This is a genomic window from Roseospira goensis, assembly GCF_014197795.1.
Taxonomy (GTDB): Bacteria; Pseudomonadota; Alphaproteobacteria; order Rhodospirillales; family Rhodospirillaceae; genus Rhodospira; species Rhodospira goensis.
This window is the reverse complement of record NZ_JACIGI010000004.1, coordinates 168,553-182,261: the sequence shown is the minus strand read 5'-3', so window position 1 is coordinate 182,261 and position 13,709 is coordinate 168,553. Positions and strand designations below refer to the sequence as shown.

Genomic DNA, 13,709 nt, shown 5'->3' with positions numbered 1-13,709 from the left:
GGTGCTTGCGATGGATTCATTCGCCCCTGATCTCGACGCATTCTTCTCCGCCCGTCTGGCCGAGGCCGATCCGGACCTGGCCGGGGCGGTGGGGCGCGAGCTGCACCGCCAGCAGGACCAGATCGAGTTGATCGCCTCCGAGAACATCGTCTCGCGGGCGGTCCTGGAGGCGGCGGGTTCGGTGCTGACCAACAAGTACGCTGAAGGCTACCCAGGTCGGCGCTATTACGGTGGCTGCGAGTTCGTCGACGAGGCCGAGGCGCTGGCCATCGAGCGCGCCAAGGCGCTGTTCGACTGCGGCTTCGCCAACGTCCAGCCGCATTCGGGGGCCCAGGCCAACGGCGCCGTGATGCTGGCCCTGTGCCGCCCCGGCGACACCATCCTGGGCATGTCGCTGGCCGCCGGCGGTCACCTGACACACGGCGCCGCGCCGGCGCTGTCGGGCAAGTGGTTCAACGCGGTTCAGTACGGCGTGCGCAAGCAGGACGGGCGCATCGACTTCGACGAGGTGGCCGCCCTGGCGAAGGAGCACCAGCCGAAGCTCATCATCGCCGGCGGCTCGGCCTATCCGCGTGAGATCGACTTCGCGGCCTTCCGCGAGATTGCCGATTCGGTGGGGGCCTACCTGATGGTCGACATGGCCCACTTCGCCGGACTGGTGGCGGCCAAGGTGCATCCCAGCCCGCTGCCGCACGCCCACGTGGTGACGACGACCACCCACAAGACGCTGCGGGGCCCGCGCGGTGGCATGGTGCTGACCAACGACGAGGCGCTGGCCAAGAAAATCAACTCTGCCGTGTTCCCTGGGCTCCAGGGTGGCCCGCTGATGCACATCATCGCCGCCAAGGCGGTGGCGTTCGGCGAGGCTCTGCGGCCCGGGTTTGTCGCGTACGCCCGACAGGTCCGCGACAACGCCCGCGTGCTGGGCGAGACCCTGATGCAGCATGGCCTCGATCTGGTATCGGGCGGAACCGATACGCATCTGGTGCTGGTCGATCTGCGCCCGAAGGGCCTGACCGGCAACATTGCCGAGACCACGCTGGAGCGGGCCGGCATGACCTGCAACAAGAACGGCATTCCGTTCGATCCCGAGAAGCCGATGGTCACCTCCGGGGTCCGGCTGGGCACACCCGCGGCCACCACGCGCGGCTTCGGCGCCGACGAGTTCCGCCAGGTCGGCGAGATGATCGCCGAGGTGCTGGACGGCCTGGCCGCCAACCGGGATGACAACAGCGCCGTCGAAGGTGCCGTGCGGGCGCGGGTGCGTGATTTGTGTGCGCGGTTCCCGATCTACGCGTCTCAGTAAGGGCAGTGCCCCGCACCGCCGGACGGGCGTGAATAGACACAGGATCCGGGAAGGAGCCGGCCGATGCGGTGCCCGTTCTGCGGCAACATGGACAGTCAGGTGAAGGACTCGCGGCCGACGGAAGACGGCGCCGCCATCCGGCGGCGGCGCTTCTGTCCGGCCTGCCAGTCGCGGTTCACGACGTTCGAGCGGGTGCAACTGCGCGACCTGGTGGTGGTCAAGAAGAACGGCCAGCGCGCGCCTTTCGATCGCGACAAGCTGGCCCGGTCGATCCAGATCGCCTGTCGCAAGCGGCCGATCGACAGCGACCGCATCGAGCGTGTCGTCAACGCCATCCAGCGCCGGCTGGAAAGCTCGGGCGAGACGGAGATCCCGTCCAACACCGTCGGCGAGATGGTGATGGAGGCGCTGGCGACGCTCGATCCGGTGGCCTACGTCCGGTTCGCCTCGGTGTACCGCAACTTCCGCGAGGCCAAGGACTTCGAGAGCTTCGTCGGTAAGCTCGGCGGCGAGGACGCGGGCTGACGCGGGGATCGGCGGCGTCATGGCGGGTCCGTCCTTTTCGGTCCAGGCGGGTTCGGTCGAGGTCGAGGCGGCGACGTTCGGCCCGGACGACCGCGACCACATGGCCGCCGCCCTGGTGCTGGCGCGGCGCGGCCTGGGGCGGGTGTGGCCGAACCCGGCGGTTGGGTGCGTCCTGGTCCGCGACGGCTGCGTCGTCGGGCGCGGCTGGACCCAGCCCGGCGGTCGGCCGCATGCGGAGACCGAGGCGCTGCGCCGCGCCGGCGATCGGGCGCGCGGCGCCACCGCCTACGTCACCCTGGAGCCCTGTTCGCATCACGGCCGGACTCCGCCGTGTGCCGATGCGCTGGTCGCGGCCGGGGTGGCCCGGGTCGTGGCGGCGCTGACGGATCCGGATCCGCGCGTGGCCGGGCGCGGGCTGGCGCGCCTGCGGGATGCCGGCGTACGGGTGGAGACGGGCCTGGGGGCGACGGCGGCGGCGGAGATCAACGCCGGGTTTCTGGACCGGGTGGAGCGGGGCCGCCCGCTGGTGACGGTGAAGGTGGCGGCGACGCTCGACGGTCGCATCGCCACGGCGAGCGGCGAGAGCCGCTGGATCACCGGGCCGGTGGCGCGAACGCACGGCCATCGGCTGCGCGCCGACCACGATGCCATCGCCGTCGGTCTGGGGACGGTGCTGGCCGATGACCCGATGCTGGACTGCCGGCTGCCCGGTCTGGAGGACCGCTCGCCCGTGCGGGTGGTGTTCGACAGCCGCCTGCGGCTGCCGCCGGACGCGCGCCTGGCCACCAGCGCGGCGGTGCGGCCCACCTGGGTTGTGTGCGCGGCGGCGGAGACGGACGACGGGGCGGTCCGGCGGCGGCGGAGCGTTCTGGAGTCGCAGGGTGTGCGCGTGCTGCCCGTCGCGGCGGATCGCGACGGGCGAGTCGAGCCGGCGGCGGCCCTGGAAGCTCTGGGCGCGGCGGGCCTCACCCGTCTGCTGGTCGAGGGCGGTGGCCACCTGATCGGCGCGCTGCTGGCGGCGGACCGGGTGGATCGGCTGGAGTGGTTCGCCGCACCGCGGGTCCTGGGCGACGACGGCCGGCCGGCGGTGGCGGGCTTCGGGGTTGACCGGCTGGCCGATTGCGCCAATTTTGCGCGCCTGGACGCGGCGGCCGCGGGCGACGATCTGATGATGCGGATGATCCGGAGCCGTCTCGAGTCCACCTGACCAGGGCCCCGCCGCGGTGGCGGGACATCGGGCCGTCAGGCCCACAGGCGCAAGGACCCGCTTTCCATGTTCACCGGCATCATCACCGACCTGGGGCGCGTGCGACGCATCGACCGGTCCGGCGAGACCCGTTTTGAGATCGCCACCGGCTACGACACCGCTTCCATCGACCTCGGAGCGTCCATCGCCTGCAACGGCTGCTGCCTGACCGTGGTCGAGACCGGGGCGGACTGGTTCGCGGTCCAGGCGTCGGGGGAAACGTTGTCGAAGACCACCCTGGGCGGCTGGGTCGAGGGCACGCCGGTCAACCTGGAACGCGCCCTGGCACTCGGCGCCGAGCTGGGCGGGCACATCGTCTCCGGCCACGTGGACGGCCTGGCGACGCTGGTCGAGCGGCGCCCGGACGGCGAGTCGCACCGCTTCACGTTCGAGGTGCCCGAGGCGTACAAGGGCTTCATCGCGGGCAAGGGCTCGGTGGCGCTGGACGGCGTCTCGCTGACGGTCAACGAGGTCGATGACCGCCGCTTCGGCGTCAACATCATCCCGCACACGGCGGCGGTGACGACCTTCGGGACGCTGGCGCCCGGCGATCGGGTGAATCTGGAAATCGACATGCTGGCGCGGTACGTCGCGCGCCTGCTGGAAACGCGGGAGTAGAAGGCGTGGACACCAGCGACGGCGTCGAGGCACGGCATGTGAACTTCCGCGACTTTCTGGCTGCGCCGGAGGACATCCTGGAGGATGCCCGCAACGGCCGCATGTTCATTCTGGTCGACGACGAGGACCGCGAGAACGAAGGCGACCTGGTCATCCCGGCGCAGATGGCGACGCCGGACGCCATCAATTTCATGGCCAAGTACGGCCGCGGCCTGATCTGCCTGGCGCTGGAGGGCGAACGCTGCCGGGCGCTCGGCCTGCCGCTGATGCCGCAGCAGAACAGCAGCCGTCACGGCACCGCCTTCACCTACTCCATCGAGGCCAAGGAGGGGGTCACCACCGGAATCTCGGCCTCCGATCGGGCCCATACCATCGCGGTGGCGATCGACCCGTCGAAGGGCAAGGACGATATCGCGACCCCTGGCCATGTGTTCCCGCTGATGGCGCGCGAGGGCGGCGTGCTGGTGCGCGCCGGGCACACCGAGGCGGCCGTGGACGTGGCCCGGCTCGCCGGCCTGATCCCCGCCGGCGTGATCTGCGAGATCATGAACGACGACGGCTCGATGGCCCGCATGCCGGATCTGGTCGCCTTCGCCCAGCATCACGGCCTCAAGGTCGGCACCATCGCCGACCTGATCGCCCACCGCCGCCGCACCGAACGCATCGTGCGCCGCGAGATCGAGACCGAATTCCATTCGCAGTACGGCGGCGACTGGCGCATGGTGGTCTACGTCAACACCGTCTCCTACGGCGAGCATATCGCGTTGGTGAAGGGCCGCCTCGCGCCCGACGAACCGATCATGGTTCGGATGCATGCGCTCAACGTCCTGGACGACCTGTTGCACGACGCCACCAGCGGCAAGGGCGAGATCCTCCACGAGGCCATGGAGACCATCGGCGCCCACGGTCAGGGGGTGATCGTGCTGATTCGCGAGCCCCACCCGACGGCGCTGTCGAGCCGCGTGCGCGCCCGCCTGGAGGGCAAGGGCGACGAGGGCCGGCTGGTGGATTACGGCGTCGGTGCCCACATTCTCCTGGACCTGGGCGTGCGGGACATGATCCTGCTGTCCAACACCCACCGCCACATCATCGCCCTTGACGGCTACGGCCTGCGCGTGGTTGAGCAAAGACCCATTGCCAGCGCGGAGGGCGGATGAGCATGGCCGAGGGCGCCCGGATCCTGATCGTCGAGGCGCGGTTCTACGAGGACATCGCCGACAATCTGGTGCGCGGCTGCGTGCAGGCATTGACCGCGCACGGAGCCGGCTACAAGCGCATCATCGTCCCCGGCATCCTGGAGATTCCGGCCGTCATCCGCTATGCGGTGCGGACCATGGAGTTGCGGGCCGTCGATCATCGCTACGCGGGCTACGTGGTGCTGGGCTGCGCCATCAAGGGCGAGACCGATCACTATGAGCATGTCTGCCATGAGGCGATGAGCGGTGTCAGCCGCATGGTCCTGGACTACTCCCTGGCCCTGGGGAACGGCATCCTGACCTGCCCGACGCGGGAGCTGGCGTTGGAGCGTTCCCGGCCCGAGGGTAAGGACCTGGGCGGCAAGGCGGCCCGGTCGTGCCTGCGCATGATCGAGGTCAAGCGCGAGATGGGGCTCTAGGGCGCATCGCACGGCATTGGACCCGCGCCCGGGTTCCAATGCCATGGGTCGATCCGCCCTTACTCCTTGAGTCAGGGCAGAGTCACGTGATCAATCCGACACACGGCGTGAGTCAGATTGATCACGATCTGCCCTAGGGCACGGACCCCGACAAAAGGTGCAGTCCGTCTTCTTTTGTCCGGATCGAAAGTGCACTACAAAAACAATGTTTTGTGCAGCGACCCTTTCAAGGGAGAGTGCCTTGAAGGTCGCGCTGCACACGGAGCCTTCCGGCCCGCAAGCAAGGACCACACGAAGCGATGAGCACCCGTGCCCGGCGTCGCAGTGCCGCCCGGTTGGCCGCCGTCCAGGCCCTCTACGCCGTCGCCGTCGGCGGCGCGACGATCGGCGATGTCCTGCGCGAGATTCTGGAGGGCCGTCTGGGCGGCGAGGCGCTGGCCGACGTGCCCGACCCCGACGGGCTGTTCGAGCCGCGCGAGGAGGCCACCCCCCTGGCGCCCGCGGACACCCTGGTCCTGACCCAGCTCGGGCGCGGCGCGGCCGCCAACATGGACAGGCTCGACGAGACCATCGACGCCTGCCTGTCCGGGGAGTGGAGCCGGGGCCGCCTGGAGACCCTGCTGCGGGCCATCCTGCGGGTGGCGGTCTACGAGCTGACCGAAATGGCGGACATTCCGCCCCGCGTGACCATCACGGAGTACGTCGACCTGGCCGGGGCGTTCTACGACGGGCCGGAGGTCAAACTGGTCAATGCCGTGCTCGACCGGATCGCACGCGAGGTACACCCCGACGCCTTCGCGGCCCGATGATCCGCACGCGTTGGCCCAGCGGACACAGACTGGGGTAGGACTGGGATAGGCATGCCACGGCGCGGCGAATTCGAACTGATCTCAGCCCTGTACGCCCCGCTCGCGCGGCGCCATCCGGGCGCCCTGGGGCTGACCGACGATGCTGCGGTGCTGGCGCCGCCGCCGGAAGGCCAGAACCTGGTGGTGAGCATGGACACCCTGGTGTCCGGTGTCCATTTCCGGACCGACGATGCGCCCGACCGGGTGGCCCGAAAGGCGCTGCGGGTCAACGTGTCCGACATGGCCGCGATGGGGGCGGCGCCGCTCGGGGTGCTGCTGTCGTCGGCACTCTCCGCGGCCGAGGACGACGCCTGGATGGACCAGTTCACCGCCGGCCTCGACCACGACCTGACCCGCTATGGCGTCGCCCTGCTGGGCGGCGATACGGTGGCGACCCTGGGGCCGGCGACCTTCACGGTCGCGATCCTGGGTGCCGTGCCGCCCGGCCAGCATCTGGCGCGCGCCGGCGGTCGGGCCGGCGACGCGGTGTGGGTCTCCGGCACCCTGGGCGATGCGGCCCTCGGCCTCCGGGTCCTGGATGGGGCGCTGACCCTGCCGGAACCGGCGGCGGCGGCAGCGCTGCGGGAACGGTACTGGCTGCCCGACCCGCCGGTGGCGCTGGGGGTGGCCCTGCGTGGGGTGGCGACGGCGGCCCTGGATGTGTCCGACGGGCTGGTCGCGGACCTGGGTCACCTGTGCACGGCCAGCGGCGTCGCGGCCGAGGTGGAGGCCGCGCGTGTGCCACTGTCGGACGCCGTGGGGACCGCCCTGGCGCAAGACCCTGCCCTGATGACGTCCGTCCTGACCGGGGGTGATGACTACCAGCTCCTGTTCACGGCGCCGCCGGATCGGGACGACGCCGTGCGCGCGGCCGCCGCCGGAGTGGGGGTCGCGGTGGCGCGGATCGGCGGCCTGCGACCGGGAGCCGGGGTGACGGTCCGGGCCGCGGACGGCGCGCCCTTGACGCTGGCCGAGGCGGGGTGGCGCCATCGCTGGTGACGGCGGGAGGCGCGGCCGCTGCCTGTCCCCCATGAGAGAGCGAAGGCAATGAAACGGCTTCTGGTCCTTGTTGTGCTGCTCCTTTTGCTGGTCGCCGGAGCCGGCGGCCTGACCGCCATGGGCGTCGTGCCCGACGTGCTGGGTGTGCGGCCGATGCTGGCCAGCCTGCTGGGCCTGCCGGCCGAGCCGGACGAGGCGGCGGTCGCCGCGCCGCCGCCGCCGGACTATGGCCCCGAGCCCGTCTTCATGCGGCTGCCCCAGCTCGCGGTTCCGGTGATCGCGGACGGAGTGTCGCGCACCCATCTGCTGCTCAGCCTGCGTCTGCATGTGGATCCCGAGGCCCGCGCCGACGTGACCCGGGCCATACCGCGCCTGACGGACGCCTTCCTGACCGGTCTGCTCACGGAACTGCCCGACATCCGCGACCGCACCGGGCGACTCGACCTGGTGTCCGTCAAGGCCGTGCTGAACGCGCTCAGCGCCGCGGTGGTCGGCTCGGACAAGGTGCACGACGTGCTCATCGACGGGGCCTACGCCCGCTGACGCCGGTCCCGCGGCGGTGCGACCGGAAATCCCTAAAACCTGTGCGGATATGCCGGTCTTGCGTTGCCTGGACCCGGGTCTTCTGGCAGGCTCCCATGCCGCGATAAGGACGCAACAACCGGCAAACACCGGGGGTCCAAGGGGATACGGGGCTCGACCCGACGCGGACGGGGTGAGTCGCAGACGCGATTCGATACCCGGACGGACGGTCAAATGCTCTAGCGAAGGATGCAATCCAAGATGCTGTACGTACTATATGTATTCGTCATCGCGTGCGGCCTGGCGGCGCTCGTGTATGGCGTAAAGACCGTACGGGACATCATGAGTGCCGACAGCGGCACCGATGAGATGAGACGGATCGCCGGAGCCGTGCAGGAGGGGGCACAGGCATACTTGCGGCGGCAGTACCTGACCATCGCCGGAGTCGGGATCGTCGTCTTCGTGATCCTCTTGTTCGTCCTTGATCTGTCGGTGGCGATCGGGTTCGCCATCGGCGCCATCTGCTCGGGCGTCGCCGGGTTCGTGGGCATGCTGGTGTCGGTGCGTGCCAACGTCCGCACCGCCGAGGGCGCGCGGCAGGGCCTCGCGCGCGGCCTGGAAATCGCCTTCAAGAGTGGCGCAGTGACCGGCATGCTGGTGGCCGGTCTGGCCCTGCTGGCGGTGGCCGGCTACTACGTCATCCTGCAGATCGCTGGCGCCGAGGGCCGTGGCCTGATCGACCCGCTGGTGGCCCTTGGTTTCGGTGCCTCCCTGATCTCCATCTTCGCCCGGCTCGGCGGCGGCATCTTCACCAAGGGGGCCGACGTGGGGGCCGACCTGGTGGGCAAGGTCGAGGCCGGCATTCCCGAGGACGACCCGCGCAACCCCGCCGTGATCGCCGACAACGTGGGCGACAACGTGGGCGACTGCGCCGGCATGGCCGCCGACCTGTTCGAGACCTACGCCGTGACCGTGGTGGCGACCATGGTGCTGGCGTCCATCTTCTTCTTGGGCACCGACTGGCAGGCCACCATGATGGCCTACCCGCTCGCCATCGGCGCGGTGTGCATCCTGGCCTCGATCGGCGGCACCTACTACGTCAAGCTCAAGGAGGGCTCGACCCGCATCATGGGGGCGCTCTATCGGGGCTTCCTGATGTCTGCGCTGTTTTCGCTCGGCGGCATCCTGGTGATGACCTTCCTGATGCTGGGCTTCACCAATGAATGGACGGTGGGCGGCAGCACCTTCGGGCCCTTCAGTCTGTTCCTGTGCGCGGTCATCGGCCTGGTCGTGACCGGCCTTATCATCTTCGTGACCGAGTACTACACCGCGACCGAGTTTCGCCCGGTGCGGTCGGTGGCAAAGGCGTCGACGACGGGCCACGCCACCAACGTGATCCAGGGTCTCGCCATTTCCATGGAGGCGACCGCGCTGCCGGCCCTCATCATCTGCGCCGCCATCATCAGCGCCTATCTGCTGGCCGGCCTGTTCGGCATCGCCATCGCGGTGACCGCCATGCTGGCGCTGGCGGGCATGGTCGTCGCCCTCGACGCCTACGGCCCGGTCACCGACAACGCCGGCGGCATCGCGGAGATGGCCGATCTGGACGAGAGCGTGCGCAAGACCACCGACCTGCTGGACGCGGTCGGCAACACCACCAAGGCCGTCACCAAGGGCTATGCCATCGGCTCCGCCGGACTCGGCGCCCTGGTGCTGTTCTCGGCCTATACGTCCGACCTGAACTACTTCACGGCCAACCCCGAACTCTACCCGATGTTCTCGGGTATCGCCGTCGACTTCTCGCTGTCCAACCCGTTCGTGGTGGTCGGCCTGTTCGTCGGCGGCCTGCTGCCGTTCCTGTTCGGTGCCTTGGGCATGACCGCGGTCGGCCGCGCCGCCGGCGCGGTGGTCAACGAGGTGCGGCGGCAGTTCAAGGACATCCCGGGCATCATGGACCGCACGGCCAAGCCGGAGTACGGCCGCTGCGTCGATATGCTGACCAAGGCGGCGATCTGGGAGATGATCATTCCCTCGCTGCTGCCGGTGCTGTCGCCGCTCGTGCTGTTCTTCGTGGTTCAGCTCATCGCCGGGCCGTCGGCGGCCTTCTCGGCGCTGGGCGCCATGCTGCTGGGCGTGATCGTCACTGGCCTGTTCGTCGCCATCTCGATGACCTCGGGCGGCGGCGCCTGGGACAACGCCAAGAAGTACATTGAGGATGGCAACTTCGGCGGCAAGGGCTCAGAGGCCCACAAGGCCGCGGTCACGGGGGACACCGTGGGCGATCCGTACAAGGACACCGCCGGTCCGGCCGTCAACCCGATGATCAAGATCACCAACATCGTCGCCCTGCTGCTGCTCGCGGTCATGGCGCACACCGTCTGAGGACCGGCCGGCGCGCCTCTGGCATCGCTCTGCGATGCCAGCTTGACCAGAAGACGAGCCGGCGCGGCGAAGCCGATCATGGCCTTGATCCTGACGAGTCAGGATCAAGGCCGGCCAGGACGAGGACCGGATCGGGTGGGGCGCCTGTCCTTTGGGGAGCCGCCGCCCGGCCGTTCCCACCCGTGTATCCGACCAATGAAAACGGCGCGCCGGGGAGACCCGACGCGCCGCTTTCCTGTGGGCTATCCCTGTGGGGCCTCGTGCCCGGCCCTGTTGCCGCCCTTGTCGCCGCCCTTGTCGCCGCCGCTGTCGCCGCCCAGGTGAGGGCGGTGACGCCGCACGCCTTCGGGCTCCGATCCAGAGGCCGGGCACGGGCCGGGCGCGCGCCGGCGGCCCAGCCCTCGGCGCGCCCGAGCACATGGCCATGGAACGTGGCGGCCGGTCCGGCTGTTCTCCGGAGGAGACTGGGTCAAGGAGGGGTGCAGTGACGGCACGGATTCCGGCGTTGCCCGCGCTCGGCGCGCTGTTCGTTATCCTGTGGAGTTCGGGGTTCGTCGGGGCCAAGTATGGCCTGGACCACGCCGGAACCTTCACCATCCTGTTCTGGCGCTACGTGGTCGTGGTCGTCGTCCTGGCCGCCCTGGTCACGCTGGCGGGGCAGTGGCGGTGGTTCCGGCTCGCGAAGCGCGATCTGGCGCGTCACGCCGTCGTGGGCGCCCTGGCGCATGCCGGGTGGCTTGCGCCCGTCCTGGGCTCCATCGAATTGGGGCTGTCGGCCGGTCTGGCCGCCTTCATCACCGCGTTGCAGCCCCTGCTGACCGGGAGCCTGTCGGCCCGGATGACCGGGGAGCAGGTCAGTCGGCGCGAATGGGTGGGGCTTGTCCTCGGTTTGGTCGCGGTGGCGATCGTGATCGGAGACGGGATCAGCCTGGGCGGGTCGGTGGCCGCGCACCTGTTGCCGTTCCTGGCCGTGCTGGCCATCACGGTGGCCTCGCTGCTCGACCGCGGCGCGACCGTCGACGGGGAAGAAAGGCCGCCGATCCTGTTCGTGACGTTCCTGCACGGCCTGGCGTCTGTGGTCGTGCTCGGCCCGCTCGCGGTGGGGCTGGAGGGGCTGGCGGCGGACTGGAACGGCCAGTTCATCTTCGCCGTCGTCTGGCTCGCGCTGGTCGTGTCGCTGGCGGCCTATGCGGTCATGTTCATGCTGCTGCGGCGCATGCCCGCCTCGCGGGTCGCAAGCCTCACCTATCTGTCACCGCCCGTCACCATGGTCATGGCCTGGTTCGCGTTTGGCGAGACTCTGACGCCCGAGGGTCTGTTCGGGTTGGCCGTGGCGGCGCTGGCCGTGGGGCTGGCGCTGAGCGGACAAGCCCCGGAGCGGGCAGCGGACCCGGCGGAGACCGACGCGCCCGACACCGAGGGCAACCCCGCCGGCCGCTGTCCCGGGGCGGTGGACTCCTCGGAATAGACGCCGACCGGTCGACACGCAGGGGACTGGCACGGTCGGCGCGGTCCACTGGCGCCGGCCGTGCCAACCACTACGGTCTACATCGCCTTGGGTTCGAACACGCGTTCGCTGACGAACTTGCCGTCCTTGATCTCCCACAGCTCGAAGGTCCCGGCGACGTCGCCGTTCGAGTCGAAGTTCTGGGAGCCGGCCGCGCCCTCGTAGTCGATGTCCGTGCCGGCGTTCAGCAGCTCCAGCGCCTTGGCGTACTGGCCCGGGCCGACCTTCTCACCGGGCGGATTGGCGACGTCGCGCAGGGCGTCGCGCACGGCAACCGGATCGGTGGCGCCCGCCTTGACCGCCGCCAACGCCAGCAGGTGCACGGCGTCATAGGCGGTGTCGTGATAGGGCTTGTCGGACTCGGCGCCGTACTCGGCGACCCAGGCCTCGTGGAAGTGCTTGGTGCCCTCGGTCTCCAGCGCCTTGGCGGTCGTGCCGAAGGTGCCGTTCATGTACTCGGCGCCAAGGGCCGAGACCAGCTCGGGGGCCTTCAGGCCGTCGGTGAAGATGAACTTGTCGAACAGGCCACCCTCCAGGGACTGGCGCAGAATGGTCTGGCCGCTTTCCGGATAGGCGATCAGGACCAGGCGCTCGGCGTCCCCGTCGGCGGCGTTCTGCAACTCGCCGCGATAGGAGGCCTGGTTCTTCTCGAAGCCGACCGACTGGGTGACCGTGCCGCCCAGGGCCTCGAAGGCCGCCTGGAACGAATCGGCGAGCCCTTTGCCGTAGTCGTTGTTGACGTACATGATGGCCACGGACTCAATCCCGCGCTCCTGCGTCACCTGCGCCAGCGCGACACCCTGACCGGCGTCGGAGGGCACGGTGCGGAACAGGAAGTCGTTGTCCTCCAGGTTCGTGATGACGGGGGAGGTGGACGCGCCCGAGATCTGCGGCACGCCGACCACGGCCGAGACCGACTGCGCAATGGGGATGGTGACACCGGACGAGAGCGCGCCGACCAGACCGCTGACCTTCTCGACGGAGACCAGCTTCTGCGCGGCGTCGACGCCGGCCTGCGGTGCCGTCTGGGTGTCGCCGACGACCACGGAGATGTCGCCCCCGGCGGCGTTGATCTCCTTCTCCGCCAGGCGGATGCCGTTCAGCGTGGTCTCGCCGTACGCCTGGAGGTCGCCGGTCATCGGCACGATGGCGCCGATCTTGATCTCCTGGGCGTGCGCGGCCGCGCCCAGGGCGATGGCCGTTGCGGTGGCGAGGCCCGCGATCTTCAGGGGGCCCGCGATCTTCAGGGGGGATGTCAAGCTGCGCGTCGTCATGGTCGTGCTTCCCCGTGATGTGATGAGTCGTTCTTGGTCCTGCGGCGCGGCGTGACTGAAGAGACGCGCGCCTGGCCCGATATGGTGAGCCCCGGGAAGATAGGGAAGGCGCGCGCCCCGTGGCAATCCCGCAGCGATCTTTCGTGTGACGGCACGGGAGCGACATGTCGTAATGGAGGCGCCACCCGGCGATGCGGTCCCAGGCAGAGGGCTTTCCCCCAGGCGCGGCCGCGGATAGAGTGGGCGACAGACGGCGGCTCGCGCAGAAGTGATTATGAGACCGCCAGGACAGGCATTGGTACGGCTCCGGAGTTCCCCATGGCAGGCAGCGTCAACAAGGTCATCCTGATCGGCAACCTCGGCCGCGATCCCGAGTGCCGCACCTTCCAGAACGGCGGCAAGGTGGCCAACCTGCGCGTCGCCACCACCGATACCTGGAAGGATCGCCAGACCGGGGAGCGGCGCGAGCGCACGGAGTGGCACAGCGTCGCCATCTTCGGCCCGCTGGCCGACATCGCCGAGCGCTATCTCCGTAAGGGCTCGAAGGTCTATCTCTGCGGCGCGCTCCAGACCCGCAAATGGCAGGATCAGTCCGGCCAGGACCGCTACAGCACCGAGGTGGTGCTCCAGGGGCCGGGGGCCGAGATGACCATGCTGGATAGCCGCGCCGGTGGAGGTGGCGGCCAGGGTGGCGGCCCAGGCGGCGGCATGAGCAACGGCGGCCGCGATTACGACGCCGGGCCGCCGGATGCCGGCTACGGCGGGTCGGGTCGCGGCGGCGGTTGGGACTCGAGCCCGCCCGGGCCCGGTCCGGGCGACCCCGAGGACGACATCCCGTTCTGATCCGCCGCGCCGGGCGATGCGATG

The 13,709-nt window shown here is 69.8% G+C and carries 13 protein-coding genes; 12 read left to right on the top strand and 1 reads right to left on the bottom strand.

Annotated features, from left to right (window positions below; genetic code table 11):
- Positions 1-10: 10 nt before the first annotated feature.
- The 11 genes from glyA (at position 11) to GGD88_RS03725 (ending at position 11,529) form a co-directional block, all read left to right on the top strand.
- Positions 11-1,306: a serine hydroxymethyltransferase gene (glyA, locus tag GGD88_RS03775; RefSeq protein ID WP_184431863.1), complete on the top strand. Its 1,296-nt coding sequence runs from the start codon at positions 11-13 to the stop codon at positions 1,304-1,306.
- Positions 1,307-1,369: 63 nt separating this feature from the next.
- Positions 1,370-1,831 (top strand): transcriptional regulator NrdR, encoded by a 462-nt coding sequence (gene nrdR, locus GGD88_RS03770; protein ID WP_184431861.1) that lies wholly within the window; start codon positions 1,370-1,372, stop codon positions 1,829-1,831.
- A gap of 100 nt (positions 1,832-1,931) precedes the next feature.
- Entirely contained in the window at positions 1,932-3,038 is a 1,107-nt protein-coding gene (gene ribD / locus GGD88_RS03765; RefSeq protein WP_184431978.1) for a bifunctional diaminohydroxyphosphoribosylaminopyrimidine deaminase/5-amino-6-(5-phosphoribosylamino)uracil reductase RibD, read from the top strand.
- Between the two features lie 66 nt (positions 3,039-3,104).
- Positions 3,105-3,695, top strand: a complete 591-nt coding sequence (locus tag GGD88_RS03760) for a riboflavin synthase (RefSeq protein WP_184431859.1) — start codon at positions 3,105-3,107, stop codon at positions 3,693-3,695.
- Positions 3,696-3,700: 5 nt separating this feature from the next.
- Positions 3,701-4,852, top strand: coding sequence for a 3,4-dihydroxy-2-butanone-4-phosphate synthase (ribB, locus tag GGD88_RS03755; RefSeq protein WP_425502567.1), 1,152 nt, complete (start codon positions 3,701-3,703; stop codon positions 4,850-4,852).
- On the top strand, positions 4,849-5,310 hold the full coding sequence (ribH, locus tag GGD88_RS03750) for a 6,7-dimethyl-8-ribityllumazine synthase (protein WP_343056242.1): 462 nt from the start codon (positions 4,849-4,851) through the stop codon (positions 5,308-5,310). Before ribB ends, ribH begins: the two co-directional genes overlap by 4 nt.
- A 299-nt stretch (positions 5,311-5,609) precedes the next feature.
- Positions 5,610-6,119 carry a transcription antitermination factor NusB gene (gene nusB, locus GGD88_RS03745; protein ID WP_184431856.1) on the top strand — a complete coding sequence of 170 codons (510 nt, stop codon included), beginning with the start codon at positions 5,610-5,612 and terminating at the stop codon, positions 6,117-6,119.
- Between the two features lie 51 nt (positions 6,120-6,170).
- Positions 6,171-7,157 (top strand): thiamine-phosphate kinase, encoded by a 987-nt coding sequence (thiL, locus tag GGD88_RS03740; protein ID WP_184431853.1) that lies wholly within the window; start codon positions 6,171-6,173, stop codon positions 7,155-7,157.
- Positions 7,158-7,205: 48 nt separating this feature from the next.
- On the top strand, positions 7,206-7,700 hold the full coding sequence (locus GGD88_RS03735; protein WP_184431851.1) for a hypothetical protein: 495 nt from the start codon (positions 7,206-7,208) through the stop codon (positions 7,698-7,700).
- A 240-nt stretch (positions 7,701-7,940) separates the two neighbouring features.
- Complete coding sequence (locus GGD88_RS03730; RefSeq protein ID WP_184431849.1) at positions 7,941-10,061, top strand: sodium-translocating pyrophosphatase; 2,121 nt, start codon at positions 7,941-7,943, stop codon at positions 10,059-10,061.
- Between the two features lie 484 nt (positions 10,062-10,545).
- The gene (locus GGD88_RS03725; protein WP_184431847.1) at positions 10,546-11,529 is read left to right on the top strand and encodes an EamA family transporter; all 984 of its coding nucleotides are present in this window, start codon (positions 10,546-10,548) and stop codon (positions 11,527-11,529) included.
- A gap of 77 nt (positions 11,530-11,606) precedes the next feature.
- Here the strand turns inward: GGD88_RS03725 and GGD88_RS03720 are convergent, their stop codons facing one another.
- Positions 11,607-12,842, bottom strand: a complete 1,236-nt coding sequence (locus GGD88_RS03720) for an ABC transporter substrate-binding protein (protein ID WP_184431845.1) — start codon at positions 12,840-12,842, stop codon at positions 11,607-11,609.
- Between the two features lie 318 nt (positions 12,843-13,160).
- Here GGD88_RS03720 and ssb point away from each other — a divergent pair, with 318 nt between their 5' ends.
- A complete protein-coding gene (gene ssb, locus GGD88_RS03715) occupies positions 13,161-13,685 on the top strand; it encodes a single-stranded DNA-binding protein (protein ID WP_184431843.1) in 525 nt (174 codons plus the stop codon).
- Positions 13,686-13,709 lie beyond the last annotated feature (24 nt).

Excerpts from the sequence above, each read along its gene's own strand:
- glyA (WP_184431863.1), top strand. The coding sequence starts at position 11 with ATGGATTCATTCGCCCCTGATCTCGACGCATTCTTCTCCGCCCGTCTG.
- nrdR (WP_184431861.1), top strand. The coding sequence starts at position 1,370 with ATGCGGTGCCCGTTCTGCGGCAACATGGACAGTCAGGTGAAGGACTCG.
- ribD (WP_184431978.1), top strand. The coding sequence starts at position 1,932 with ATGGCCGCCGCCCTGGTGCTGGCGCGGCGCGGCCTGGGGCGGGTGTGG.
- GGD88_RS03760 (WP_184431859.1), top strand. The coding sequence starts at position 3,105 with ATGTTCACCGGCATCATCACCGACCTGGGGCGCGTGCGACGCATCGAC.
- ribH (WP_343056242.1), top strand. The coding sequence starts at position 4,849 with ATGAGCATGGCCGAGGGCGCCCGGATCCTGATCGTCGAGGCGCGGTTC.
- nusB (WP_184431856.1), top strand. The coding sequence starts at position 5,610 with ATGAGCACCCGTGCCCGGCGTCGCAGTGCCGCCCGGTTGGCCGCCGTC.
- thiL (WP_184431853.1), top strand. The coding sequence starts at position 6,171 with ATGCCACGGCGCGGCGAATTCGAACTGATCTCAGCCCTGTACGCCCCG.
- GGD88_RS03735 (WP_184431851.1), top strand. The coding sequence starts at position 7,206 with ATGAAACGGCTTCTGGTCCTTGTTGTGCTGCTCCTTTTGCTGGTCGCC.
- GGD88_RS03730 (WP_184431849.1), top strand. The coding sequence starts at position 7,941 with ATGCTGTACGTACTATATGTATTCGTCATCGCGTGCGGCCTGGCGGCG.
- GGD88_RS03720 (WP_184431845.1), bottom strand. The coding sequence starts at position 12,842 with ATGACGACGCGCAGCTTGACATCCCCCCTGAAGATCGCGGGCCCCCTG.
- ssb (WP_184431843.1), top strand. The coding sequence starts at position 13,161 with ATGGCAGGCAGCGTCAACAAGGTCATCCTGATCGGCAACCTCGGCCGC.